This window comes from Corynebacterium evansiae, assembly GCF_027570065.1.
GTDB lineage: Bacteria > Actinomycetota > Actinomycetes > Mycobacteriales > Mycobacteriaceae > Corynebacterium > Corynebacterium evansiae.
This window is the reverse complement of the sequence record NZ_JAKMUT010000005.1, coordinates 74,279-98,135: the sequence shown is the minus strand read 5'-3', so window position 1 is coordinate 98,135 and position 23,857 is coordinate 74,279. Positions and strand designations below refer to the sequence as shown.

At 63.3% G+C, this 23,857-nt stretch carries 17 protein-coding genes and 1 pseudogene; 12 read left to right on the top strand and 6 right to left on the bottom strand.

Going from position 1 to position 23,857, the window contains the following annotated elements; genetic code table 11:
• Nucleotides 1-7 precede the first annotated feature (7 nt).
• From L8V00_RS06685 to panD, 6 genes are all read left to right on the top strand, one after another.
• Nucleotides 8-988 (top strand): aldose 1-epimerase family protein, encoded by a 981-nt coding sequence (locus tag L8V00_RS06685; RefSeq protein WP_269944566.1) that lies wholly within the window; start codon nucleotides 8-10, stop codon nucleotides 986-988.
• A 151-nt stretch (nucleotides 989-1,139) separates the two neighbouring features.
• Nucleotides 1,140-2,795: a sodium:solute symporter family protein gene (locus L8V00_RS06680; RefSeq protein ID WP_035004706.1), complete on the top strand. Its 1,656-nt coding sequence runs from the start codon at nucleotides 1,140-1,142 to the stop codon at nucleotides 2,793-2,795.
• 37 nt (nucleotides 2,796-2,832) lie between these two features.
• Nucleotides 2,833-3,150, top strand: coding sequence for a hypothetical protein (locus tag L8V00_RS06675; RefSeq protein WP_035004705.1), 318 nt, complete (start codon nucleotides 2,833-2,835; stop codon nucleotides 3,148-3,150).
• A 73-nt stretch (nucleotides 3,151-3,223) separates the two neighbouring features.
• Entirely contained in the window at nucleotides 3,224-4,375 is a 1,152-nt protein-coding gene (gene galT, locus L8V00_RS06670) for a galactose-1-phosphate uridylyltransferase (protein WP_035004704.1), read from the top strand.
• Nucleotides 4,365-5,639: a galactokinase gene (gene galK, locus L8V00_RS06665; protein ID WP_269944565.1), complete on the top strand. Its 1,275-nt coding sequence runs from the start codon at nucleotides 4,365-4,367 to the stop codon at nucleotides 5,637-5,639. Before galT ends, galK begins: the two co-directional genes overlap by 11 nt.
• 134 nt (nucleotides 5,640-5,773) lie before the next feature.
• Nucleotides 5,774-6,190 (top strand): aspartate 1-decarboxylase, encoded by a 417-nt coding sequence (gene panD, locus L8V00_RS06660; RefSeq protein WP_034965414.1) that lies wholly within the window; start codon nucleotides 5,774-5,776, stop codon nucleotides 6,188-6,190.
• Here the strand turns inward: panD and L8V00_RS06655 are convergent.
• A complete protein-coding gene (locus tag L8V00_RS06655; protein ID WP_269944564.1) occupies nucleotides 6,187-7,434 on the bottom strand; it encodes a hypothetical protein in 1,248 nt (415 codons plus the stop codon). The genes panD and L8V00_RS06655 overlap by 4 nt on opposite strands.
• 213 nt (nucleotides 7,435-7,647) lie before the next feature.
• Between L8V00_RS06655 and lysS the strand changes: the two genes are divergently transcribed.
• From lysS to L8V00_RS06640, 3 genes are all read left to right on the top strand, one after another.
• Nucleotides 7,648-9,255 carry a lysine--tRNA ligase gene (gene lysS, locus L8V00_RS06650; RefSeq protein ID WP_035004699.1) on the top strand — a complete coding sequence of 536 codons (1,608 nt, stop codon included), beginning with the start codon at nucleotides 7,648-7,650 and terminating at the stop codon, nucleotides 9,253-9,255.
• 301 nt (nucleotides 9,256-9,556) lie between these two features.
• On the top strand, nucleotides 9,557-10,975 hold the full coding sequence (locus L8V00_RS06645; RefSeq protein ID WP_049049742.1) for an acyl-CoA dehydrogenase family protein: 1,419 nt from the start codon (nucleotides 9,557-9,559) through the stop codon (nucleotides 10,973-10,975).
• A gap of 58 nt (nucleotides 10,976-11,033) precedes the next feature.
• Complete coding sequence (locus L8V00_RS06640) at nucleotides 11,034-12,242, top strand: acyl-CoA dehydrogenase family protein (protein WP_035004694.1); 1,209 nt, start codon at nucleotides 11,034-11,036, stop codon at nucleotides 12,240-12,242.
• Nucleotides 12,243-12,376: 134 nt separating this feature from the next.
• Here L8V00_RS06640 and thiD read toward each other — a convergent pair.
• Together thiD and L8V00_RS06630 are read right to left on the bottom strand one after the other, a co-directional pair.
• Nucleotides 12,377-13,192, bottom strand: a pseudogene (thiD, locus tag L8V00_RS06635) (bifunctional hydroxymethylpyrimidine kinase/phosphomethylpyrimidine kinase); the annotation flags it as partial.
• A gap of 292 nt (nucleotides 13,193-13,484) precedes the next feature.
• Nucleotides 13,485-15,248, bottom strand: coding sequence for an AMP-binding protein (locus L8V00_RS06630; protein WP_269944563.1), 1,764 nt, complete (start codon nucleotides 15,246-15,248; stop codon nucleotides 13,485-13,487).
• Nucleotides 15,249-15,719: 471 nt separating this feature from the next.
• Here L8V00_RS06630 and L8V00_RS06625 point away from each other — a divergent pair, with 471 nt between their 5' ends.
• Nucleotides 15,720-18,377, top strand: a complete 2,658-nt coding sequence (locus L8V00_RS06625) for an ATP-dependent Clp protease ATP-binding subunit (RefSeq protein ID WP_269944562.1) — start codon at nucleotides 15,720-15,722, stop codon at nucleotides 18,375-18,377.
• On the opposite strand, the gene L8V00_RS06620 is transcribed toward L8V00_RS06625, so the two are convergent.
• The 3 genes from L8V00_RS06620 to L8V00_RS06610 form a co-directional block, all read right to left on the bottom strand.
• Nucleotides 18,378-19,745 carry a lipase family protein gene (locus L8V00_RS06620; protein WP_071055972.1) on the bottom strand — a complete coding sequence of 456 codons (1,368 nt, stop codon included), beginning with the start codon at nucleotides 19,743-19,745 and terminating at the stop codon, nucleotides 18,378-18,380. It lies immediately after the preceding gene.
• 48 nt (nucleotides 19,746-19,793) lie between these two features.
• A complete protein-coding gene (gene brnQ / locus L8V00_RS06615) occupies nucleotides 19,794-21,260 on the bottom strand; it encodes a branched-chain amino acid transport system II carrier protein (RefSeq protein ID WP_269944561.1) in 1,467 nt (488 codons plus the stop codon).
• A gap of 82 nt (nucleotides 21,261-21,342) precedes the next feature.
• Nucleotides 21,343-22,392, bottom strand: a complete 1,050-nt coding sequence (locus L8V00_RS06610) for an HhH-GPD family protein (protein WP_269944560.1) — start codon at nucleotides 22,390-22,392, stop codon at nucleotides 21,343-21,345.
• A gap of 36 nt (nucleotides 22,393-22,428) precedes the next feature.
• Between L8V00_RS06610 and L8V00_RS06605 the strand changes: the two genes are divergently transcribed.
• Both L8V00_RS06605 and L8V00_RS06600 read left to right on the top strand, forming a co-directional pair.
• Nucleotides 22,429-23,073, top strand: coding sequence for a carbonic anhydrase (locus L8V00_RS06605; protein ID WP_034987350.1), 645 nt, complete (start codon nucleotides 22,429-22,431; stop codon nucleotides 23,071-23,073).
• A 67-nt stretch (nucleotides 23,074-23,140) separates the two neighbouring features.
• Nucleotides 23,141-23,854 (top strand): hypothetical protein, encoded by a 714-nt coding sequence (locus tag L8V00_RS06600; RefSeq protein ID WP_269944559.1) that lies wholly within the window; start codon nucleotides 23,141-23,143, stop codon nucleotides 23,852-23,854.
• The last annotated feature ends 3 nt before the right edge of the window (nucleotides 23,855-23,857 follow it).

The window sequence follows — 23,857 nt, the reverse complement described above, 5'->3', positions numbered from 1 at the left end:
TAGGACCATGAGCGACGAACTCGAAACTTTGAAGCGACACTCGCACTCCTTCGTGGACATCTCCGCCGGGGAGTACCGCGCCAGCATCTCCACCTTCGGCGGCGGGCTACGCAGCCTGGATTACGCGGGCAAGCCCCTGGTGGTTTCCTACCCAGAGGGCGCCTACCCGCCGCTATCCTCCGGAATTGTGCTGGCCCCATGGCCGAACCGAACCGCCGACGGGGTCTTCGCCCACGACGGCGTGCTGCACCGTTTGGACATCACGGAGCCGGCCCGCGCCACCGCGATCCACGGATTCGTGGGGCAGATGGCCTGGCACGTCGCCGACCAGGGGGAGGACTTCGTAGCGCTGGAGCTGTCCACCGGCTTGCGCCAAGGGTGGCCGTGGCCGCTGCGCATGCGGATGACGTGGTCGCTCGATGCGAATGAGGGTCTGCGCGCCACCTTCGACGTCCGCAACGAGGCCGATGCCTCCTGCCCCTTCGGCCTGGGATGGCACCCATACCTGAGTGCCCTGGGCGCTCCACTGGACGACTGCGTTCTACACCTGCCTGTCGGTACGAATCTGCCTCTGGATTCCGTGCGTAACCTGCCCGCCGGGCCGGAGTTTCCGGCTCGCCGGGTGCTGCCAGATGTGGAATTCGGCCAGCGTATGGCCGGGGTGTGGCTGGACCACTGCTTCGGCGAGATCGATGTGCAGGAGAAAGCGCTGGCCGAAGTGCGACTACTCAACCCGGACGGCGAGGGCGTGCGCCTCTGGGTGGGAGAGGGCTTCGACTGGTTCCAGGTCTTCACCGCCGACCCGGCCCGCCGCGAGGGCTACCCTGGCGTGGGCCGGGCTCTGGCCGTCGAGCCGATGACGTGCCCGCCGGACGCTCTACGCTCCGGTAGGGACCTCATTCGCCTGCAACCAGGCGAGAATCACAGCTTCGAATGCGGGATCTCTTTCGTGCCGCGTGAGGGCGTCACAACCCAAGAACCGAAGTAGTTTCAGAAATAGAAAAAAATTTCCTTTAACGCACCCCGCGGCGTTAAAATTAGCGACGCATATATATCCAATAGTTCTCGTCGCTGGTAGTTGGAAAACGTGACCGTTGGCGCCTGGGACGGGAACATGACGTTCCTGGAGGTTCGCAGCTATGACGGCTGAAGGACTACGCCTGGACGCGAGCTGGGTAGACTACGCGCTGGTCGCCCTCTACTTCGCGTTCGTCCTGGGCATCGGTTGGGCCGCAAAGTCCAAAGTGTCCAGCTCAATCGACTTCTTCCTCTCCGGCCGCTCGCTACCCGCATGGGTGACGGGCCTGGCCTTCATTTCCGCCAACCTGGGCGCCGTAGAAATCGTGGGCCACTCGGCTAACGGCGTGCAGTATGGCTTCGAGACCATGCACTATTTCTGGATCGGCGCGATCCCAGCGATGGTGTTCCTCGGCATCGTGATGATGCCCTTCTACTACGGCTCCAAGGTGCGTTCCGTGCCGGAGTTCATGCTCCGCCGCTTCGGCAAGGGCGCACACCTGGTCAACGGCCTTTCCTTCGCCGTTGCCCAGCTGCTGATTGCCGGCGTGAACCTGCTGCTGCTGGCCAAGGTGGTTAACTCCCTGCTCGGCTGGCCGCTGTGGGTCACGCTGGTGGTGGCCGCGGCCATCGTGCTGTCGTACATCACCCTTGGTGGCCTGTCGGCCGCCATCTACAACGAGGTGCTGCAGTTCTTCGTGATCATCGCGGCCCTGCTGCCGCTGACGATGATCGGCCTACACCAGGTCGGCGGTTGGTCCGGCCTGCAGGAGAAGGTCGCGGACCCGTCGCACTTCCACACCTGGCCGGGTACTGAGATTTCGGGCTTCGAAAACCCGATCGTCTCCGCCATCGGCCTGGTCTTTGGCCTGGGCTTCGTGCTGTCCTTCGGTTACTGGACTACCAACTTCGTAGAGGTGCAGCGCTCCATGGCGGCTGATTCGCTGTCGTCCGCGCGCAAGACCCCGATCATCGGTGCGTTCCCGAAGATGTTCATCCCGTTCCTGGTGGTCATCCCGGGCATGGTTGCGGGTGCGACCGTCACCCCGATTATGGATGGTTCCGCCGAGCCGAACGACGCGATCCTGTACCTGATGCGCGACCTGCTGCCGAACGGCCTGCTGGGCGTGGCTATCGCGGGTCTGCTGGCAGCGTTCATGGCCGGCATGGCGGCTAACATTTCCGCCTTCAACACCGTGTTCTCCTTCGACATTTGGGAGTCCTACATCGTCAAGGATCGCGACGACGAGTACTACCTGAAGGTCGGACGTATCGCGACCGTCGGCGCTACAGTCATTGCCGTGTTCACCGCCCTGCTGGCATCCAACTTCGGCAATATCATGGACTACCTGCAGACGCTGTTCGGCTTCTTCAACGCGCCGCTGTTCGCCACCTTCATCCTGGGTATGTTCTGGAAGCGTATGACGCCCACAGCAGGTTGGGTGGGCCTGGTTTCCGGTACGGGTGTGGCAATCGTCTACTGGGCTGTGGCCACCTTCGGCAGCACCGACGCAACCTTCTTCAACCTGCCGGGGCAGGGTACGGCCTTCGTTGCCGCCTCCCTGGCGTTCGTCACGGACATCATCGTTTCCGTCCTGGTCTCCCTGGTCACCGAGCCGAAGCCGGACGAGGAGCTGGTGGGCTTCGTCAAGTCCGTCACCCCGAAGGAGAACCTCACGGACGCCGCCGAGGCCACCCTGCCGTGGTACCGCCGCACGGTTCCGCTGGGCATCCTCTGCCTGGCTATGGCACTCGTCCTCAACATCGTGTTCGCCTAAGAGCGCTTAAACTTTCAGAAAGGAGTGAACGGACACAATGGCTAACAACACGGCTAAGAAAACCAAGCGTTCCCACATGGCCGGCGCTTTCGACATCCGCAATGTCATCGGTTCCCTCATGGGCCTGTACGGACTTGTGCTTTTGATCAGCTACTTCCTGCTGGATCCGGGCATGGATGTGACCACCGGCGAGCCGAAGAACGAAACGTATAACCTGGTTTGCGGGCTTGCCATGGTCGCTGTGGCGGCGGTCTTCTTCCTGTGGACCAAGCTGGATCCGATCAAGATCGACGAACCTGCGGACACTGTGGACTCTGCCGACTCTGCTGACTCACCAGCTTCGCAAGCTAAATAACGCACATGCCCGCCCCACCCGGAGGCGGGCATTTTCAACCTAAGCACCATCCCACCCAAGGACCTTTTAGGAAGTGATCCACGCTGTGCAGCACGAATTCAAAGTAACCCGAACCACGCTGGCGGACGGCCGCGAGCTGCTGTACTTCGACGACGAGCCGGCCTACGTTGCGGGGGAGAAGCAGCGCGAGCTGCACGATTCCCGCGATCTGCCGCAGGCCACCACGGAATCTGAGATGCGCCAGGACCCCCTGACCGGCCAGTGGTACGTCTACGCCGCACACCGCATGAACCGCACGTTCATGCCCCCGGCCAACGAGAACCCGCTGGCGCCCACCAAGCCCGGCGAGCTGCCCACCGAGGTGCCCGCCGACGACTACAACGTGGTGGTCTTCGAGAACCGCTTCCCGTCCCTGTCGGTCCACATGGAGGTGCCGGAGGACTTCGCCACCAACGTCGACGGCCAGGAGCTCTTCCCCCGCAAGCCCGCTATCGGCCGCTGCGAGGTTGTCTGCTTCACCCCGGACGTGAATTCCTCGTTTAGGGATCTGCCCTACGAGCGCGCCCGCACGGTTGTTGAGGCCTGGGCGCACCGCACCGCCGAGCTCTCCGCCATCGAAGGCATCCGCTACGTGTTCCCCTTCGAGAACCGCGGCAAGGAGATCGGCGTGACCTTGCAGCACCCGCACGGTCAGATCTACTCCTATCCCTTCGTCCCGCCGCGCGCCGCCGAGGTAGCTGCACGCGCTCGGGCGTTTAGGGAGCAAACCGGAAAGGATCTTTTTGACGCCACCTTGTCCGCCGAGAAGGCATCCGGCACCCGTGTACTTTTGGCCGGTGAGCACTTCACGGCCTATGTGCCGGCGGCGGCGAAGTGGCCGGTGGAGGTCATCCTCATGGCTAACCGGGCGGTTCCAGACTTCGCGGCGCTGAGCGACGAGGAAAAGGACGAGCTGACCCGCTTCTACCTGGATCTGTTGGGGCGCATGGATCGCTTCTTCGAGGGTGTGGAACGCACCCCCTACATCGCCGCCTGGAACCAGGCGCCGGTGGGGGAGGACCGGGAGAACGGTCGCCTGTACTTGCAGCTGTATTCGATGATGCGCTCGCCGGGCCGCATGAAGTTCCTGGCCGGTAGCGAGTCGGGCCAGGAGGCCTGGATCTCCGACACCACCCCGGAGAGGATCGCCGAGCGCTTCCGGGAGGTCGCCGACAATGCCAACTAACGAAACCCCAACTAACCAAACCAACGCAGCACAGAACGCTGGTACTCCGCGGTGGCTGCAGACCCGCTCCGAGGAGCAGGGCACTGCCGACGTGCAATCCCTTTTCCAGCAGGTCTACGGCTATGAACCGGCGGGCGTGTGGTCCGCGCCGGGGCGCGTGAACTTGATCGGCGAGCACGTCGATTACGCCGATGGCATCAGCCTGCCCTTCGCGCTTTCCCAGCGCACCTACGTGGCAGCCGCCAAGAACGAAGACGGCGTGTACCGCGTGGCCTCCCGCTTCGGCGACCCCGCGGAGGTTGTTCACTTTGAGATCCCCGTCGCCGAGGTCGGTCCCGGTAACCCCGCCAACTGGGCGGGTTACGCAGTGGGTGCTATTTGGGCGGCCACCGAGGCCGGCCTGATGCCCGCCGGTGGCCTGGACCTCGCCATCGAGTCCGACGTTCCCGTCGGTGCGGGGCTTTCCAGCTCCGCAGCGCTGGAGTGCTCGGCGGCTCTGGCGGCCTTCGACCTATACGGCGGCGAGTCCCTTGATGATGCGGCTCGCAACGGGCTCATGGGGGCGTCCATAAGAGCAGAAAACGAGGTAGTCGGCGCCTCGACGGGCGGGCTTGACCAGCGTATTTCGCTGTTCGGCCAAGCCGGCCACGCGCTGGCCATCGACTTCGCCGAAGACAGCGCCACCCAGGTGCCTTTCGACATCGCGGCGCGCGGATTGGCGATCCTCATTATGAACACGAACGCCCCACACCAGCTGAACGACGGGCAATACGCCGCGCGGCGCGCCGTGATCGACGGAGTGACCGCCGACCTGGGCGTTAGCAGCCTGCGTTTCGCCGAGGAGGCCGAGGATGCCTCCGTGGGCTGGGCCAAGGCCAACAACATGGATCCGGTGGTGGTGGCCGCCCGCGTGCGCCACGTGGTCAGCGAGATCGACCGCACCGCTGAGGCGATCCGCCAGGTCAGCGCCGGGGACATGGAGGCCTTCGGGCGGTCGATGCAGGGCAGCCACGCCTCCCTGCGCGATGACTACGAGGTCACCGTTCCGGAGCTGGATACTGCTGTGGACGTTGCGATGGCCGAAGGCGCGCTGGGCGCCCGCATGACCGGCGGTGGCTTCGGTGGCTCCGCGATTGCGCTGCTGCGCGAGGATCAGGTGGAGGCGACCGCCGCAGCGGTGGCCAGGGCCTTCGCGGAGAAGGGCTTCAACGAGCCCGAGTTCGTGGTTGCACTGCCGAGCGACGGCGCGCACCGGAATGCTTAAGTGGCTCGCATTGAGTAACGCTTGCGCGAGCAGCGCTCGCGCGCCGCTCGCGCGTTGCCCGGGCGCCATATTGGCGCCGAGCAAAGTAACAGCTAAATAGCTTATTTGGTTAGCCCCGAGTAAGGTGTTCACCCGTGTTGCGAACAATGCTGAAATCAAAGATCCACCGTGCGACGGTCACGCAGGCCGACTTGCACTACGTCGGCTCGTGCACCATCGACGCTGATCTGATGGAAGCTGCCGACATCCTCGAGGGCGAGCAGATCGATATCGTCGATATCGATAACGGCAATCGCCTGACGACCTACGCCATCACCGGCGACCGGGGTACCGGCGTGATCGGCATCAACGGTGCCGCCGCGCGTCTGATCAGCCCCGGCGACCTTGTCATCATCATCGGCTACGCCCAGTACAGCGAGGAAGACCTGAAGAACTACGCTTCGCGCGTGGTCTTCGTGGACGAGAACAACAAGCAGGTGGAGCTCGGCGGCGACCCGGCTCACGTGCCGGACGGCTCGGGGCTGAAGAACCCGCGCCACCCGGAGGCTTAGCTGATCTCGTACTTCCCGTCGTCGCGGCGCTCTACGTGGATGCGCCACAGCGGGATTCCTTCTTTCTCTAGTGCTTCTTTAGTCGCCGAGAGAGTCTTCAAGCCGGTAACGACGAAGTCGGTGTTGCCGAATCGTATGCCAACCTCCGAGCAGTAACGCTGGCTACCCTTGCCATCGGAAAGAGCCCTGATGGTGTTGTCTGCGACCTTCATCACCTCGAACTCGCCGTTGGGAGACTGCATGCCGATCTCGGTCGGGGGAACGAGCGGGGCCCTGTCCTCGTAGTCATACTCCACTTCGACACAGAGCTTGCTGTAGTCCCGTGGATTGTCGATGAGGATCTCAGAATCCTTCAGCTTCATCTCCACCTTGCCGATTCCCACCTCTTCAGTGGTCGGCTCATCCTTGGACTTGGCCTTGTCGCGAGCTTCGCGGAAGCCATCGTCCACGAGATCCATCTCGACGCGATCGCCGATCTCCAACGGGTCTTCAGCTCCGCCGATCTTCGCTTCCTCGCCCTTTAGCTCCTGGTAGCGGTTAGCCAGGTTAGTCAGCGAACGCAGCAGAGGCTTGACGGGGTCGCAGGTGTAGGTGGAGATAATCTCCGCGTACTCCAGCGGAGTGCCCTCCGGGCCGGCAAGTACGCACATGTCTTGCAGCTCGATGGATTGCCACCCCTTGAGGCCCTCATCGGATAGCTCATTCCGCTCGGTATCGTTGCTGGCCAACTCCTCGAGCTGGGAGCCAAACTTGGTAGCGGATAGTCCGATGTAGATCGACGTATCTTTGAGTTCCTCGGGCTGGTCACCACTGATCTGTGGCTTTACATAACCAGAACAAGTCTCCGCATTGACATAGGCATCGGCCGAATCCAGAGGAATCATCTTCCCGCCATCCAAGTAGGCGCTATCGTAAAACTTCTGGTCCAGCTTGCAGTCGTTGAACTTCCCGTCGGCGAAGATCTCCCGCAGCTGGTCATCGCTGATCTCCTGTGAAACTTCCGAATAGCTGCTCGGAGCGGGCTGCCCTTCGTTACCGCCGGATCCGCCCTTTTGTCCCCCGTAGGAGATCTCTTCGCTGGCGCCCTCCGGGCGCTGGAAGGCGGAGCAGCTGGCGGTGAAAGTCAAAGCGCCCGCAGCTAGGCAGGCTGCCAGGGTGCGGGCGTAAGTACGAGCGTGGCCGCGGGTTCGGGCGTAAGTACTAGCGTGGCTGCGGGTGCGGGTAGTGGGGCGTGAAGAAGGCATGTCGAGTGCTTCCTTTGTTTTCTAGTTATGGATTTCTAGTTATGACTATTTCCGGATCATTACCGGTTGTGGCTGGTGAAACTAAATGACTGGAGGGAGTTACCTAGGAGTAAGGGGGACAAAACGTCTTATGTTCCCTAAAGCTAACACTCCCGGGCGACCTGCATGCCTCAATCGATTACCCGTACCCCTCATGCGCTAGGCTTTGTAAGCGTGACTGACGCAGCAAATACCCCCGTACAAGACCTGCCCGAACAGCTACGCATCCGCCGTGAAAAGCGGCAGCGCATCCTCGAATCCGGCAAGGACGCTTACCCGGTAGAGGTGCCACGCACCCACTCCCTGGCCGAGGTGCGCGCAAAGTGGGCAGTGAAGAAGACTGACGGTGAAGCTGAAGAGCAGCCGGTTGAGGCAGAGGGCGTCACTTACCTCGCCGCAGGCGAAGAAACCCAGGACGTAGTGAGCGTGACCGGGCGCCTGATCTTCATGCGCAACACCGGCAAGCTGTGCTTCGCCACCCTGCAGGACGGCGACGGCACGCAGCTGCAGGCCATGCTCTCCCTGGCGGAGGTTGGCGAGGACGCACTCGCGGCCTGGAAGGCTGACGTGGACCTCGGCGACTTCATCGGTGTGACCGGTCGCGTGATCGCCTCCCGCCGCGGTGAGCTGTCCGTCATGGCCAGCGAGTGGGTCATGGCTGCCAAGTCTCTGCGCCCGCTGCCCGTAGCTTTCGCAGAAATGAACGAAGAAACCCGCGTGCGCCAGCGCTACAACGACCTGATCGTGCGCGAGGAGGCCCGCAAGAACGCAATGACGCGCGTGAAGGTCATCCGTGCGCTGCGCGACTACATGGAGGGCGAGGGCTTCGTAGAGATCGAAACCCCAATGCTGCAGACCCTGCACGGCGGCGCGGCAGCCCGCCCGTTCGTCACGCACTCCAACGCGCTGGACATCGACCTGTACCTGCGCATCGCACCGGAGCTGTTCCTGAAGCGCGCCGTGGTGGGCGGCATTGACCGCGTCTTCGAGATCAACCGGAACTTCCGTAACGAGGGCGTGGACAAGTCCCACTCCCCGGAGTTCGCAATGCTGGAGACCTACGCTGCATGGGGCGACTACGACGATTGCGCCCGTACCACCCGCGAATCCATCCAGTACATCGTGGACCAGCTGACCAAGGGCACCGACCTGGAGGGCACCGGCAAGGTTCGCCTCGCCGACGGCACCGAGTACGACTTCGGCGGGGAATGGAAGGAAATCGAGATGTACCCCTCGCTGAACGAGGCGCTTGCACGCAAGTACCCCGGCCAGCCAGAGGTAACGATCGACTCCACCGTTGAGGAACTGAAGGAGATCGCCAAGGTTATCGGCCTAGACGTTCCCGCCAAGGGCGGCTGGGGCCACGGCAAGCTAGTAGAGGAGATCTGGGAGGTCCTGTGCGAGGACCAGCTGGAAGGCCCCATCTTCGTGCGTAACTTCCCCGTGGAGACCTCCCCGCTGACCCGCCAGCACCGCAGCAAGCCGGGTGTCACTGAGAAGTGGGACCTGTACGTCCGCGGCTTTGAGTTGGCCACCGGCTATTCCGAGCTGATCGACCCGGTTATCCAGCGCGAGCGCTTCGAGGATCAGGCACGCCTGGCCGCCAACGGCGACGATGAAGCCATGCGCCTGGACGAGGACTTCCTGGCTGCCATGGAGCAGGGCATGCCGCCGACAGCCGGTACCGGCATGGGCATCGACCGACTGCTGATGGCCCTGACCGGCCTGGGCATCCGCGAGACCGTGCTGTTCCCGATCGTGAAGCCGGAGCGCGAGAACTAACGGCCAAACACCGGCAGTAGATTGCGGTGGGATCTACTGCCGGGGCCGGTTGGCTCGAGGGGGAGCTAGAGGGAGTTCTTCGGGGGTGGTTCGGGGGCTGCGCGCGTGAAAGGCGGGCACCGGTGCCTCGAATAGTTGGGGAGTAGCTGGCGTGCAGCTCGCCCGTGTGGGTGTAATTCAATCAATATTTTGGCCCAAGATGTGATGCGCGCCATTATCCTGGTTTATGCTACGTACATAATTATCCGCACATGCAGATATGAGATTTGCGCTGACAACCAGTGAAAGGTGGCCGCACGAAATGAGCGACCGAAGCAAGCGTGCCGATTCAACCCCTGGCCTGAACAACATCAAGCGAGACGCAATCGGTACCGTCATGGGAGTCTTGACGAAGTTCACCGGCTCCGACCTGGCAGAGAAGTACGGTCTGAGCAAGAAGGTGGACCGCGTTGCCTACCAGTCCACCAAGACCGGCATGCGCACCCTCGGTGCCGTGAACCGCCAGTTCAAGAAGATCAAGGGCTCCGGCAAGCCGGTACGCCTGGCCAACCAGACCACCGACGAGAACAATCAGCCCGTCCCGACCGAGGCACCGGCACCGGGCAAGGCACCGTTCGACCTGACCCCGACCGAGGATCAGGAAATGATCGTCGCCGCCGTGCGCGAGTTCGCTGAAGAGCGCCTGCGCCCGACCGGCCACGACCAGAACGAGGCATCCGAGCCGGCAGAGGGCCTGCTGGAAGCTGCCGCCGAGCTGGGCGTTGCCCTGATCAACCTGCCGGAAGAGTACGAGGGCATCGCCTCCGCCTCCGGTGCCACCACCAACGCTCTGATCGCCGAGGCCCTGGCATTCGGCGACATGGGCCAGGCCGTCGCCATCCTGGCACCGGCCGGCGTGGCCAACGTCATCACCAACTACGGTGACGACTCTCAGCAGAAGACCTACCTGCCGGAGTTCGCGGGCGAGTCCGTCCCGGCTTCCGCAGTGGTCGTCTCCGAGTCCCGCCCGCTGTTCGACCCGTTCACTCTGCAGACCACCGCCGTCCGCGAGGGCGACGACATCGTCATCAACGGCGTGAAGACCATGGTTCCGAACGCAGGCAAGGCCGAGCTGTTCGTCATCGCAGTGAATCTCGACGGCGAGAACACCTTCGTCATCGTCGAGTCCGACACTGAGGGGCTGGTCGTCGAAGCTGACCCGTCCATGGGTCTGCGTGCCGCCGCCCTGGGTCGCCTGCTGCTGAAGGACGTCCGCGTTCCCGCCAGCCAGCTGCTGGGTGGCAAGGACCTGCCCGCCGACGAGCGCAAGGAAAACTACGCGGAGATCATCCGCCGCTCCCGCCTGGGCTGGGCCGCACTGGCAGCCGGCACCGGCGAGGCCATCCTCGAATACACCAAGAAGTACGTCAACGAGCGCGAAGCATTCGGCGAGCCGATCTCGCACCGCCAGGCAGTGGCCTTCATGGTCGCCAACCTGCGCATCGAGCTCGACGGCCTGCGCCTGATCCTGCTGCGCGGTGTTTCCCGCCTGGATCAAGGCCTGTCCTTCAACCGCGAAGCCGGCCTTGCCCGCCGCTACGCATCCGACAAGGGCATGGTCATGGGTCTCGACGGCGTGCAGCTGCTCGGTGGCCACGGCTTCACCAAGGAGCACCCGGTCGAGCGCTGGTACCGCGACATGCGCGCCATCGGCATCGCCGAGGGCGTAGTCGTCGTCTAACCCCGCCACAATTCGAATCCATATCGAATAAGCACAAGGAACTTGAAGGAACCACATCATGATTAATCTGGAACTCCCCAAGCGTTTGAAGGCGGGCCAGAACCAAGCGCACCAGGCCGCCGCCGAAATCTTCCGCCCCATCTCCCGCAAGTACGACCTCGCGGAGCACGAGCGCCCCGTCGAGCTGGACACCATGGCCAGCCTGGTCGAAGGCATGGCAGACGCCGGCCAGGCAATGGCTGGCGCCTCCGGTGGCCGCGGCGATGACAAGAAGAAGACTGAGGGCGTCAAGAATGGCGGCAACATGGCCTCCATCCTCAACGTCATCGAGACCTGCTGGGGCGACGTGGGACTCACCCTGTCCATCCCCTACCAGGGCCTGGGCAACGCAGCCGTAGCAGCCGTCGCCGACGACGAGCAGCTCGAGCGCTTCGGCAAGATCTGGGCCGCCATGGCCATCACCGAGCCGCAGTTCGGCTCCGACTCCGCAGCCGTCGCCGCCACCGCCAAGCTGGATGGCGACGAGTACGTGCTGAACGGTGAGAAGATCTTCGTCACCGCTGGCGAGCGCTGCACCCACGTTGTCGTCTGGGCATCCGTCGACAAGTCCGCAGGCCGCGCAGCCATCAAGTCCTTCGTCGTCCCGCGCGACACCCCGGGCTTCGAGCTGGTCCGCCTGGAGCACAAGCTGGGCATCCGCTCCTCCGACACCGCGCACTTCATCCTGGACAACGTCCGCATCCCGAAGGAGAACCTGCTGGGCTCCCCGGAGGTGGACACCAAGAAGGGCTTCGGCGGCGTGATGGCCACCTTCGACAACACCCGCCCGATGGTTGCCGCCATGGCCGTTGGTGTTGCCCGCGCTTCTCTGGAGAAGCTGCGCGAGATCCTCACCGACGCAGGTGTAGAGATCGATTATGACGCCCCCGCGTGGAACCAGCCCGCAGCTGCCAGCGAGTACATTCGCCTGGAGAGCGACTGGGAAGCTGCATACCTGATGACCCTGCGCGCAGGCTGGATGGCCGACAACAAGCAGCCGAACAGCAAGGAAGCCTCCGAGTGCAAGGCGAAGGCCGGCCGCATGGCTACTGACCTGACCCTGCGTGCGGTTGAGATCGCCGGCGCTTATGGCTACTCCGAGCGCGACCTGCTGGAGAAGTGGTCCCGCGACTCCAAGATCCTGGACATCTTCGAGGGCACCCAGCAGATTCAGCAGCTGGTTGTTGCTCGCCGCGAGCTGGGTCTTTCCTCCAAGGAGCTCAAGTAGTAGCTGGCTGCGCGAGAGCGCAGGCAGCGGCTACGTTGCGCGCTGCCGCCCGCGCCTAGCTGGCTAACAGCCTGGCTGCGAGCTGCGCGCTCGAGTCTGCGCCCTCGCCTAGCTGCCTAGGACAGGCGCACCGAGTGATCAACGGGGCCATGGCCTTTACCGACAAGCAAACGGTCGGCATTGGCGATGGCCTCGTTGAGCCATTTAGTGGACCAATCCAGCGCATCCTCTAGCGAATCACCCGCGCCCAGCCGAGTGGCTAGGGCGGAAGACAAAGAACACCCCGTACCGTGGGTGTTTTTTGTTTCCACGCGCGGGGAGCTGACCTTATGCGTCTTCCCGGCAGGGGATACTGCAATGTTGCCGGCCTCCGGCCCGGCCAGGTGACCCAGCTTCACGATGACGGTGGTGTCGGTTTCCTGCGCCCACTTTGCGGCAACCTCCACGGCCTCCTGCTCGCTGGTGGCCAGTTCGGTCTTGGTCAGGAGTGAGAGTTCGGGGAGGTTCGGCGTCACAACCGAAGAAGCGGCAGCGAAGTCCCGCAGTGCGTCCTCGGCATCCGCAGTGAGCAGCCGGTCGCCCGAGGAAGCCACCGCTACCGGATCCAGCACCGTCGTGACCTGGTGGTTCTGTAGGTAATCGCGGATGGTCTGGATGGTCTCCGTGTCGCCGAGCATGCCGATCTTCACGGCATCGACGGTGACGTCGTCGAAGACAGAGTCCAGCTGCGCGCGAAGGAAATCCAGCGGGGGAGTGTGGATCTCGCGCACGCCCTGCGTGTTCTGCGCGACCAGCGCGGTGATGACGGACATGCCGTAGCCGCCCGCCGCCATGATGGACTTCAGGTCCGCCTGCGCGCCCGCTCCGCCTGTTGGGTCGGTGCCGGCGATGGACAGCACGCGGGGGCGGAGGGGGCTGGGGTTACTGGGGTTTGGGTTGCTGGGGTTGATGTCGGGACTGTTGTTGGTCATGCCCCTCATTATGGCGCATTTGCTTGCGCCCACCGCCTCGGTTGGCTTTACGCAGCGCTAAATGTCGTTAGAACGAGAAAGTGTCACATTTGCTACCTGTGTAGCCCTGACGGCAATGCTCTGACCAGCAGTTTTGCTAAAACGAAAAACGTTTCCGATAACGTATTCTCGTTCTAACGACATTTAAGCCTTTTTGGATGGGCTGCGGGGTGGCTACAGGCCTAGGGGCGAGGCCGTGACTGGTGGGCGGCCACGGCTGCGGCCGGGAGGGCTAAGGCTGTGGCAGCTCGCGCGGGACCACCTTGCCCACCGCGTTGCGGGGGAGCTTGTCCAGGTAGACGAAGTAGCGCGGCACACTGTGGCGAGCCAGGTGAGCCTTAACCTCCGTCTTAGCCTTCTCCTCGAATTCCGCCTTCTCTTCGTCGGTCAGTTCGGCGGCGCTCTTGTCCTCCGGCACGACCCACGCGCACAGTGCCTGGCCAAACTCCGGGTCGTCCACGCCACGCACGGCGGACTCGGCGACGCAATCCATGGAGTTGATCACGTCCTCGGTCTCCTGCGGGAAGACATTCTCACCGCCGGAGACGATCATGTCGTCGCTACGGCCAGAGATGAACAGCAGACCCTCGTCGTTGTAGTAGCCCAGGTCTCCGGTGGCCACCATGCCGTCGATGATCTCCTTGTCGGAGCCGGGGCGCGTGTAGCCCTCGAACAGCATGTCGTTCTTCACGAAGATGCGCCCGATCTCGCCGTTCGGCAGCTCGTTGCCGTTATCGTCCAGAACCTTCAGTGTCGTTGCCATCGGCGGCTTCCCGGCAGTGTTGATGTGCTTGCGCAGATCCTCCGGAGTGGCGATGGAAGCCCAGCTGACTTCCGTCGAACCGTAGAGGTTGTACAGCACGTCGCCGAACTTCTCCTGCGTCTCGCGCACTACCTTCGGCGGCAGTGCCTCGCCGGAGGTGGCGATGATCTTCGTGCCAGAGTTGAAGTTCTCCGGCACGACCTCCAGCATGCGGCGCAGCATCGTCGGCACCATTGCAATGGTGTACGGGCGGTTCTTCTCGATCAGCTTCACTGCAGCTTCGGGGGAGAAGCGGCGCTGCATGATCATGGTGTTGCGCAGCGCGAGCGCCAACTGGATCTGTGCGAAGCCCCAGGTGTGAAACATCGGCGCGGAGAGGAACGACGGCCTGTGGTGGCGCATCGGGATGCGGCTCATGATGGAGGACGCTGGCATGTACGTCTTCGGCTCCGGTCGACGCGCTCCCTTCGGGGTGCCGGTAGTTCCGGAGGTCAGGATGATGGTGCTTCCCTGACGCGGGCGGGCGGGGATAGAGAGATTTTCCGGGGTGGTGCTCAGCACCTCGTGCAGGGAGGGCCAGTCCTCACTACGGGTGGCGTAGTCGCCACTGTTGATCGCATCCCGAACGTTGGAGGCCTTCTTCAGTGCTTCCTCCGCCTCACGGGTAAGCCCTAGCGTGTCTCCGTTTTCCCAGGCGACGACGACCGGGCAGGCGTCGAAATCCTTCGGTAGAAGCGGCAGGAATTCCTCGTCGATGAAAAGAATGTCGATCTTTTGTTCCTGTAGCACGGCCTGGGTCTGCTTTGCTGACGCCCCAGTATTGAATAGCACAATGTCCGTACCCAACCGACCGTGTGCACACAGGGTGAGAATGAATCCGCGGTGGTTACGGCACAGGACGCCGATGCGGTCACGCTCGCGGACGCCGGTGCGGAAGAGGGCTTGCGCCAGGGCGGTGGACTGCTCGTGCAGTTCTTGGTAGGTCATCGAGCCGGCGTCGTCGATGATGGCCGTGTGGTACGGGTCGCGCGCGGCGCCGATGGCCAGCAGGCCTGCGGGCAGGAAGCTCCACTGGATGATGCCCTTGAGGGCTTTGCCGGCTGCGACGGGACCCATGGATCCCAGGACGCCCGATTTGAACAGGGGCAGTGTGCCTTTGAGAAGTGTGCCGGCGGTCCCGATCTGTTCGGTGAGGGAGGGCTTGGGCAACTGGGCGGCTGCTGCTGCGTTCATTTCTGGGTGACTCTCCTTGGGTCAGTCTCTCTGAGCTGGTTTCTTTGGGCTGGTTTCTCTGGGTTGGTATCTCTGGGGTGCTCTCTCCGTGGCGGTTTTCTCCTGAGGCGCCCTCTTGGAGGGGTTCTCAAGTACCACTGCCTCGAAGTTTTAGTGGCGTGCATCACTTTAATGTTTCTGGACTAAAAAGTTCTCGGTTTGAAAAAATAACTATGAAGCAACAGGTTGTGGGGGAGCCGGGGAATAGGGGTTTATAGGGGGCGTTCGCTGACGGCGTACAGCTTAGAAACTTAAGCTCAGAATGCCTGTTGACCTGCTGGTATGTGGGTGGTTGAGGCCGAGGTGGCGTCGGAATAAAGCAACAACAACACAGTGTTGTGTGAAAGGCGATATGAGTTGTCCACGCTCACGGCTAAGGTGGGCAACATTGGCGAATACGCAAGCTACATCTTTTGAAAAAGGGAGCACACCATGTTCGAGAGGTTCACGGATCGCGCGCGCCGCGTCGTTGTGTTGGCGCAGGAGGAAGCACGCGCGCTGAATCACAACTACATCGGCACCGAGCACATCCTGCTCGGCTTGATCCAAGAAGGCGAAGGTGTCGCAGCGAAGGCCCTGGAATCCATGGGCATCTCCCTGGACGCCGTACGCACCGAGGTCAAGGACATCATCGGCACCGGTGGCCACCCGCCGAGCGGCTACATCCCGTTCACCCCGCGCGCCAAGAAGGTACTGGAGCTCGCGCTGCGCGAAGCGCTGCAATTGGGCCACAAGTACATCGGCACCGAGCACATCCTGCTGGGCCTCATCCGCGAGGGTGAAGGCGTGGCGGCACAGGTGCTGGTCAAGCTCGGTGCAGACCTGTCCCGCGTGCGCCAGCAGGTAATCCAGCTGCTCAGCGGCTACGAGGGAAACGAGGAAGAAAGCGGTGGCGGCGAGCCCGCTACCGCCGGTGTGGGCAGCAGCCCGGAGGGCGCGCCGAGCCGCCCGGGCCAGAAGTCCAACTCCCTGGTTTTGGACCAGTTCGGCCGCAACCTCACTCAGGCAGCCAAGGATGGCAAGCTGGACCCGGTCGTGGGCCGCGAGAACGAGATCGAGCGCGTTATGCAGGTGCTGTCCCGCCGCACCAAGAACAACCCGGTTCTGATCGGCGAGCCCGGTGTGGGTAAGACCGCCGTGGTCGAGGGCCTGGCGCTGGACATCGTCAACGGCAAGGTGCCGGAGACGCTGAAGGATAAGCAGCTGTACTCCCTGGACCTGGGCTCCCTCGTGGCGGGCTCCCGCTACCGTGGTGACTTCGAGGAGCGCCTGAAGAAGGTGCTGAAGGAGATCAACCAGCGCGGAGACATCATCCTGTTCATCGACGAGATCCACACCCTGGTCGGCGCAGGTGCCGCCGAGGGCGCGATCGACGCTGCCAGCATCCTGAAGCCGAAGCTGGCCCGCGGCGAGCTGCAGACCATCGGTGCCACCACCCTGGACGAGTACCGCAAGCACATCGAGAAGGATGCCGCGCTGGAGCGTCGCTTCCAGCCGGTGCAGGTCCCGGAGCCCTCCGTGGAGCTGACCGTGGAGATCCTGAAGGGTCTGCGCGACCGCTACGAGGCACACCACCGCGTATCCATCACCGACGGTGCGCTGAAGGCCGCCGCCCAGCTGGCGGATCGCTACATCAACGACCGCTTCCTGCCGGATAAGGCCGTGGACCTGATCGACGAGGCCGGAGCCCGCATGCGCATCAAGCGCATGACCGCCCCGAAGGCCATCCAGGACATCGACGACAAGATCGCCGAGGTGCGCCGTAAGAAGGAAGCTGCCATCGACGACCAGGACTTCGAGAAGGCAGCAGCCCTGCGCGACGACGAGCGCAAGCTGGGTGAAGAGCGCGCGGAGAAGGAAAAGGCCTGGCGCGCCGGCGAGCTGGACGAGGTCGCCGAGGTGGGCGAGGAGCAGATCGCCGAGGTCATGGGCACCTGGACCGGCATCCCCGTGTTCAAGCTCACCGAGGAAGAGTCCACCCGCCTGCTGCACATGGAAGACGAGCTGCACAAGCGCATCATCGGCCAGGACGATGCCGTCAAGGCGGTCTCCCGCGCCATCCGCCGCACCCGCGCCGGCCTGAAGGACCCGAAGCGCCCGTCCGGTTCGTTCATCTTCGCCGGCCCGTCCGGTGTGGGTAAGACCGAGCTGTCGAAGGCACTGGCCGAGTTCCTGTTCGGCGACGACGACGCGCTGATCCAGATCGACATGGGCGAGTTCCACGACAAGTTCACGGCATCCCGCCTGTTCGGTGCGCCTCCGGGATATGTCGGCTACGACGAGGGCGGCCAGCTGACCGAGAAGGTCCGCCGCAAGCCGTTCTCCGTGGTGCTGTTCGACGAGATCGAGAAGGCCCACACGGAGATCTACAACACCCTGCTGCAGGTGCTGGAAGACGGTCGCCTGACCGACGGCCAGGGCCGCATGGTGGACTTCAAGAACACCGTTCTGATCTTCACCTCCAACCTGGGCACCAGGGACATCTCCAAGGCTGTGGGCATGGGCTTCAGTTCCTCTGGTGAGGCCGACGAGGACACCCAGTACGAGCGGATGAAGCAGAAGGTCGACGACGAGCTGAAGAAGCACTTCCGCCCGGAGTTCTTGAACCGTATCGACGACATCGTGGTCTTCCACCAGCTGACCCGCGAGCAGATCGTGCAGATGGTGGACCTGCTGCTGGGCCGCGTGCGCACCGCGCTGCAGGCGAAGGACATGGACCTGGAGCTCACCGAGCAGGCGAAGTCCCTGCTGGCCAAGCGTGGCTTCGACCCGGTACTGGGCGCCCGCCCGCTGCGCCGCACGATCCAGCGCGAGATCGAGGATCACCTGTCCGAGAAGATCCTATTCGGCGAGATCGGCGCCGGCGAGATCGTCACCGTCGACGTCGAAAACTGGGACGGCGAATCCAAGGGCGACGATGCGAAGTTCGTCTTCGGCACCAAGCCCAAGCCCCTGCCGGAGGTCGGTGAGGAGGACTTCGCCGCCGACGAGGCCCAGGAGGCGGTGTCCGTCGCCGCCGAGGGCAACGTGCCGGAGGATAAGGGTTTTGACGCCGCAGATTCCAGCGACGACTGGAATCAGAAAGGCTAATTAGGCCTTGTTGAACTGCACTGGGCGATCGTGGATCACGTTATCTACCCAGTCCAGGGCAGGCAGCAGGTGCGAGAACATCGGCAGCATGTGATCGCCCAGCGGGAACGTGCGCGGGATATTGTGTTCTGCGTAGTTCACCTTCGTGCCACCCTCCGCCCACTGGCGGGCCATACGGCGGCTCTGCTCAACCGGGATCGTGTCATCGTTCGTGCCATGGCCGACGTACACAGGGACCTGGGGTGGGCGGCTGCCGATGCGTTGGGCGTCAACAAGCTTCTTGAATGGCTCCTGCTGCAGCAGCTCCGTGAGTGACTCGCCGTTCTTCGTCAGCGTGCGCGTATCCGTATAAGCGTGGCGCGCGAGGGATTCGGGGACGCATTCGCTGGCGGTCTGGCGGACGAACTCCTTGCCCTTGTCGTTCATCTTTTCCTCCACGGCGCCGCGGATCTCCGGGTTGGAGACGAGGAAACCATTCAGTGTGTAGCCCAGGGCGGCGGCCAGCGGGCCGTTGTCGATGGCGGTGGCAGTCATAGCCAAATCCGCCGGCACACCACCCGCGTAGCCCGCCTTCAGGTTGATCTCCGGGGCGTAAGTGTGAGCCAGCTCCAGAGCTGCAGCGGAGGAACCGCCGCCCTGCGAGTAACCCCACACCGCGACCGGTGCGGCCTTCGGCACTCGAGGCATGTTCTTCGCCGCGCGAGCCATGTCCAGGGTGGCGTTGCCCTGATCCACACGGTTCATGTATGTGTGCTGCGCCGGGGTGCCCAGGCCGTTCAGGTCGGTCAGCGCCACAGCCCAGCCACGGGAGAGGGCGGCGGCGACGGGCGCGGCCTCATACTCCAAGCCCATCGGCAGCAGCTTGCCTGGGGCGCACGCATCTCCGCTGCCCTGAGTGCCTGGAGCTACGACCAGCAGTGGGCGCTCCCCGCCACCGGTGTAGGGAGCGCGGGGCACCAGCACGGTGCCGGTGACGGGTACGGTCTCGCCGCGAGAATTGGTGGAAACGTAGGCTACGCGCTGGGCCTCGCTGTTCGTCCAGTCGACGAAGGGGATTCCGAGGGCAAAGTTGCTGGGGGCAGTCTTGATGATTTCCCCTGGCTTGCCCTTCACCTGCAAGGGCAGGGAGGAGTAAAAGCCATCCGGGTCGTAGTTGGGCAGAGAACCCACTACGGACTTGCCGCTGCCAGTGGCGGCGGCCTTGGAGGCGGATCCCTCGACGGAACCATATAGTCCGCCGGGTGCTGCGGTGGCCGGGGCCATTCCGGAAGCGGCGATGGCGGCGGGCAGCAGAACTGCGAAGGTAGCGGTTAGGGTACGGGAGCGGAGGGGACGGGAACGGTTGGAGCTTCTACGAGAAAACGTCATAGGGGAATCCTAAGCGTTTTCTCTGTCCGAAGTATTAGGTATTGCTAATTAGCCCCGTGAAGTGGGGGTATCGGTTGCGCTGTCTGCGGCTACTTCGGCGCTGTCTTCTGTGCCTTCGGTGTCCACATTCGCCGTGAACGGATCCAGCGCCTCCAGGTCCACGTCCTTGTCCTCGTCATTTGGCACCTTGCGGGTCAGGTCGATGACCAAGCCAATGGCGGTGAGGAAGATGGTGGGCAGCAGCCAGCCCATGCCTGCATCCATCAGCGGGATCCAGCTCAAGGCGCTCTGCAGATCGTCGACCGGCACGTTCAGGGCGGCCAGGAAGTCGATGAAGGAGAACAGGAAGGCCACGGCCACGCCGATGCGGTAGGAAAACACCAGCTTGTGCTGGCGGCACAGCAGGTGCACATAGGAAAGCGCGATAAGCACGATCGCCGGCGGGTAAATCAGGCCGATCACCGGGCCGGAGACGTTCAGGATCTTTTCCAGACCCAGGTTGGCGATAGCGAGGCCAACGAGCGTCAAGATGGTCGCCCACCAGCGGTAGCTGATGGCCGGAACTAGCTCGTGGAAGAACGTGGACGATGCTGCGGTCAGGCCAACGACGGTGGTAATGCAGGCCAGCAGAACGATCAATGAGAACACGATCTCGCCTGTGTTGCCCATGGTCAGATGCGCAGCGGAGCTCAGGATAGCTGCGCCGTCGCTGTAGCTTTCCTTCTCTGGCATGCGGGCGCCGACCAGGCCGAGGCCCAGGTAGACCAGCATGAGGAAGAAACCGGCGGTGAAGGCCGCAATGCCGGAGAGCTTGACGATGCGCTTGTGGTCGGTCTCGCCCTTCTGGCTAAAAGCGCTCACGACGATAAGCGCGAAGGCTAGCGCGCCGATGGAGTCCATTGTGAAATAGCCCTGGGAGATGCCGCTGACCAGCGGGTTGGAGGTGTACTCCTCAGTGGCGGGAATGCTCGGGGAGTTCAGCTTCTGCAGACCGACGATAGCCAGCACGGCCAGCAGGATCAGCAGTACTGGGGTTAGGGCCTTGCCTAGAGTATCTACGACCTTGCCGGGCCAGAGCGTCAGCAGGTAGCACACCAGGAAGAAGGCGAACGTGCCCGCCAGGCGCCACCAGCCACCGGAGAGATCGAAGGTGGATTCGATGCCCAGCTCGTAGCCGATCGCTGCGGCGCGCGGTACGGCGTAGAGCGCACCGATGGAAAGGTAGGCAACGATAGCAAAGACCAGGCCGAACAGTGCTCCCGCGCGGGAGGCGAGGTCGCGTACACCATTACCGGAGATTGCGATGGCGATGACCGTCAAAACCGGCATGAGCACTCCGGTTAGGAGGAAGCCGATCATGGCAGGGGTGAAGTTCTCGCCGGATTCCACGCCGAGCATGGGCGGGAAGATGAGGTTGCCGGCGCCGAAGAACATGGAAAACAACATGAGGCCAACGGCCGCCACAGTGGTAGTTGTGTTTGGCTGCTTGGCCGTCGAGGAGGGTGGAGTCGACATAAAACATTCCTATTGTGATCTGGGTAACGTAGATCACTCTAATGCACGCATCCCCGTAGAACCTAAGCGCTCCCGCCCGCTTCTAGTGCGGTAGCTGGTACGTTGCGCCGTCGCGAGCTACCAGCCCGTCGTCGAGCAGCGATTGCAGGGCTCGCTCGAGCTGCTCGGTTGCGGGCCACAGTAGGTCTATCTCTTTCTTTGTGACGCCACCTTCCCCCGCTTCCCGCAGTAGCCCCATAATCTTTCCGCGGACCTGGCGATCGGTCCCCACGAACTTCTGCACGCGCCGGGCCGCGGCTTGCGCCTCCGCCTCCGTCGGCTGCGGCTTGCCCGACTGCACCCACGCACAGTCGTCGATTACGGGGCACTGGTCGCACGCTGGGCTTTTCGCAGTGCAGATCAAAGCGCCGAGTTCCATGAGTGCGGCGCACATCAGATTCGCGGCGTCTCGGTCTGCGTCTCTTGTGGCGTCAGTGCCCGTGTCTGTGCCCTCCCAGGAGCCGGTGCCCGTGTCAGTGGGCTGGGGTTGGGGCGGTGGAGGCAGTTGGCGTCCAACTAAACGAGGGTCTGGATCGACGTGGGGCAGCAACGAGGCCACATCCGCCAAGTCGCGCGCGCGGGCGGGGCCCTGCAGGTAGCGTCCGTCGACGAGGCGGCGGTAGACGCGGCGCACATTCGTATCCACAACCGGCACGGCCTGGCCGAAGGCGAAGGCCGCGACGGCGCGGGCGGTGTAGTGGCCGATACCCGGCAGGGCCTCGAGCTCGGCGATGTCGCTGGGAACCTCGCCGCCGTGGCGTTCCACGCAGGCGAGCGCGCACTCCTTTAGGCGCAGCGCGCGCCGGGGATAGCCCAGGTTGGCCCACATTTTTAGGATCTCGGACCGCGGCGCCTCGGCCAGATCCGCCGGGGTGGGCCAGCGTTCCAGCCAAGCTTGCCAGAGGGGAATCACGCGGGCGACGGGCGTCTGCTGGCTCATGACTTCGCTCAGCAGAATCGCCCACGGGGTGGTGTCCGGATGGCGCCACGGCAGGTCGCGGGCGTTGCGCGCGTACCAATAATTCAACTTGGCAGGCAGGCTGCTATGCGAGCCGGTGGGCAGGTTGGGGGAGGCGGCGGAAGGGGAGTTCATTGCACGAATCACTGTAGCGCGGTGCACAATGGAACCATGACTTCCAGCCAACATCAGACCCCGCAGCAGGCTTGGGATAGCCTGCGCGAAGGCAACGAACGTTTCATGCGCGGCGATTCCGACCACCCGCACCAGGATCTGAGCCGCCGTATTTCCCTGCAGGAGGGGCAGAAGCCCCAGGCCGTGGTGTTGGCGTGTTCTGACTCCCGCGCGCCGGTGGAGATCCTCTTCGACCAGGGGCTCGGCGATGTCTTCGTGATCCGCACTGCCGGCGAGATCACCGACCTGTCCGTGCTGGCCTCCCTGGAGTTCGCGGTGGACTCCCTGGAAGTACCGCTGGTTGTGGTGCTGGGGCACGAGAAGTGCGGCGCGGTTGCGGCTGCCTCCCAGGCGTTGAACGGCGGCGACATGCCTGCGGGCTTCCAGCGCGTGCTCGTGGAGAAGGTCACGCCCTCGTTGCTGTCCGCGAAGAAGCGCGGCATGGAAAGTAGTGACGCCTTCGAACGCAACCACGTGGCGGAGATCGCCGACCACATCGTGGATCGTTCGCCGGAGATTCAGGCGCGATTGGCCGACAACCGTTGTGCCGTTGTGGGGCTGCGCTACCGCCTGTCCGATGGCCTGGCCGAGCCGCTGGTCAGCTACGGGTTGGATATTGAGGGTGCGCAGCGCGTTCACTAGGAGTTTTGCGGGGTTCATCCCGTGTCTATGCGCCGTCTTTTAGCGGGCAGCCCTTAGCATTAGTTGCGTGACTGATGAAGACAACAGGCGCCCGTTGCCACGCGAAGTGTATATCCGCCGCCGTATTGCTGCGGTGGTGATCTTGGTCGTTGTGATCGGTGTGATCTGGGCTTTGATCAGCCTGGTCAGTGGGGGAGGGGACTCCGAGAACACGGCGTCCACCGAGACTGCCATCACTACCTCCGAGCAGCAGGATATGACTAGCTCGCCGGAGCCGCCGAAGGGTACGGAACCGAGCGATTCGGAGGAAGAGAAGGCGTCCGAAGAAAAGGACAAAGATAAAGGCAAGGACGACGAGAGCGACGAGAACAAGGACGAGAAGAAGGATTCTTGCTCGCTTGCCGACCTGCGCGTCACCGCTCGGCCGGGTGCTCCGACGTTTAACGCGGAGCAGCAGCCGAACTTCTTCGTGAAGATCGAGAACCCGACGAACGCGGATTGCGACATCAACTTCGATGATTCCCCGCTGAAGTTCGAGGTCTTCACCATGGGCAACTATGAGCGCGTGTGGGGCGACATCGACTGCAACGAGCCGGAGGTCGTAGGCGATACGAAGATCAAGGCCGGCGAGTCTGCGAACTACGAGATGGCCGCCTGGTCCCGTACCACATCCGCTCCGGGTAAGTGCGAGGACCGCAAGCCGGTCGATCCGGGAAGCTACCTGCTGTACGCCCACGTGGGCGACAATACGTCCCAGCCGGCCTCGTTTAACTTGCAGTAGCCA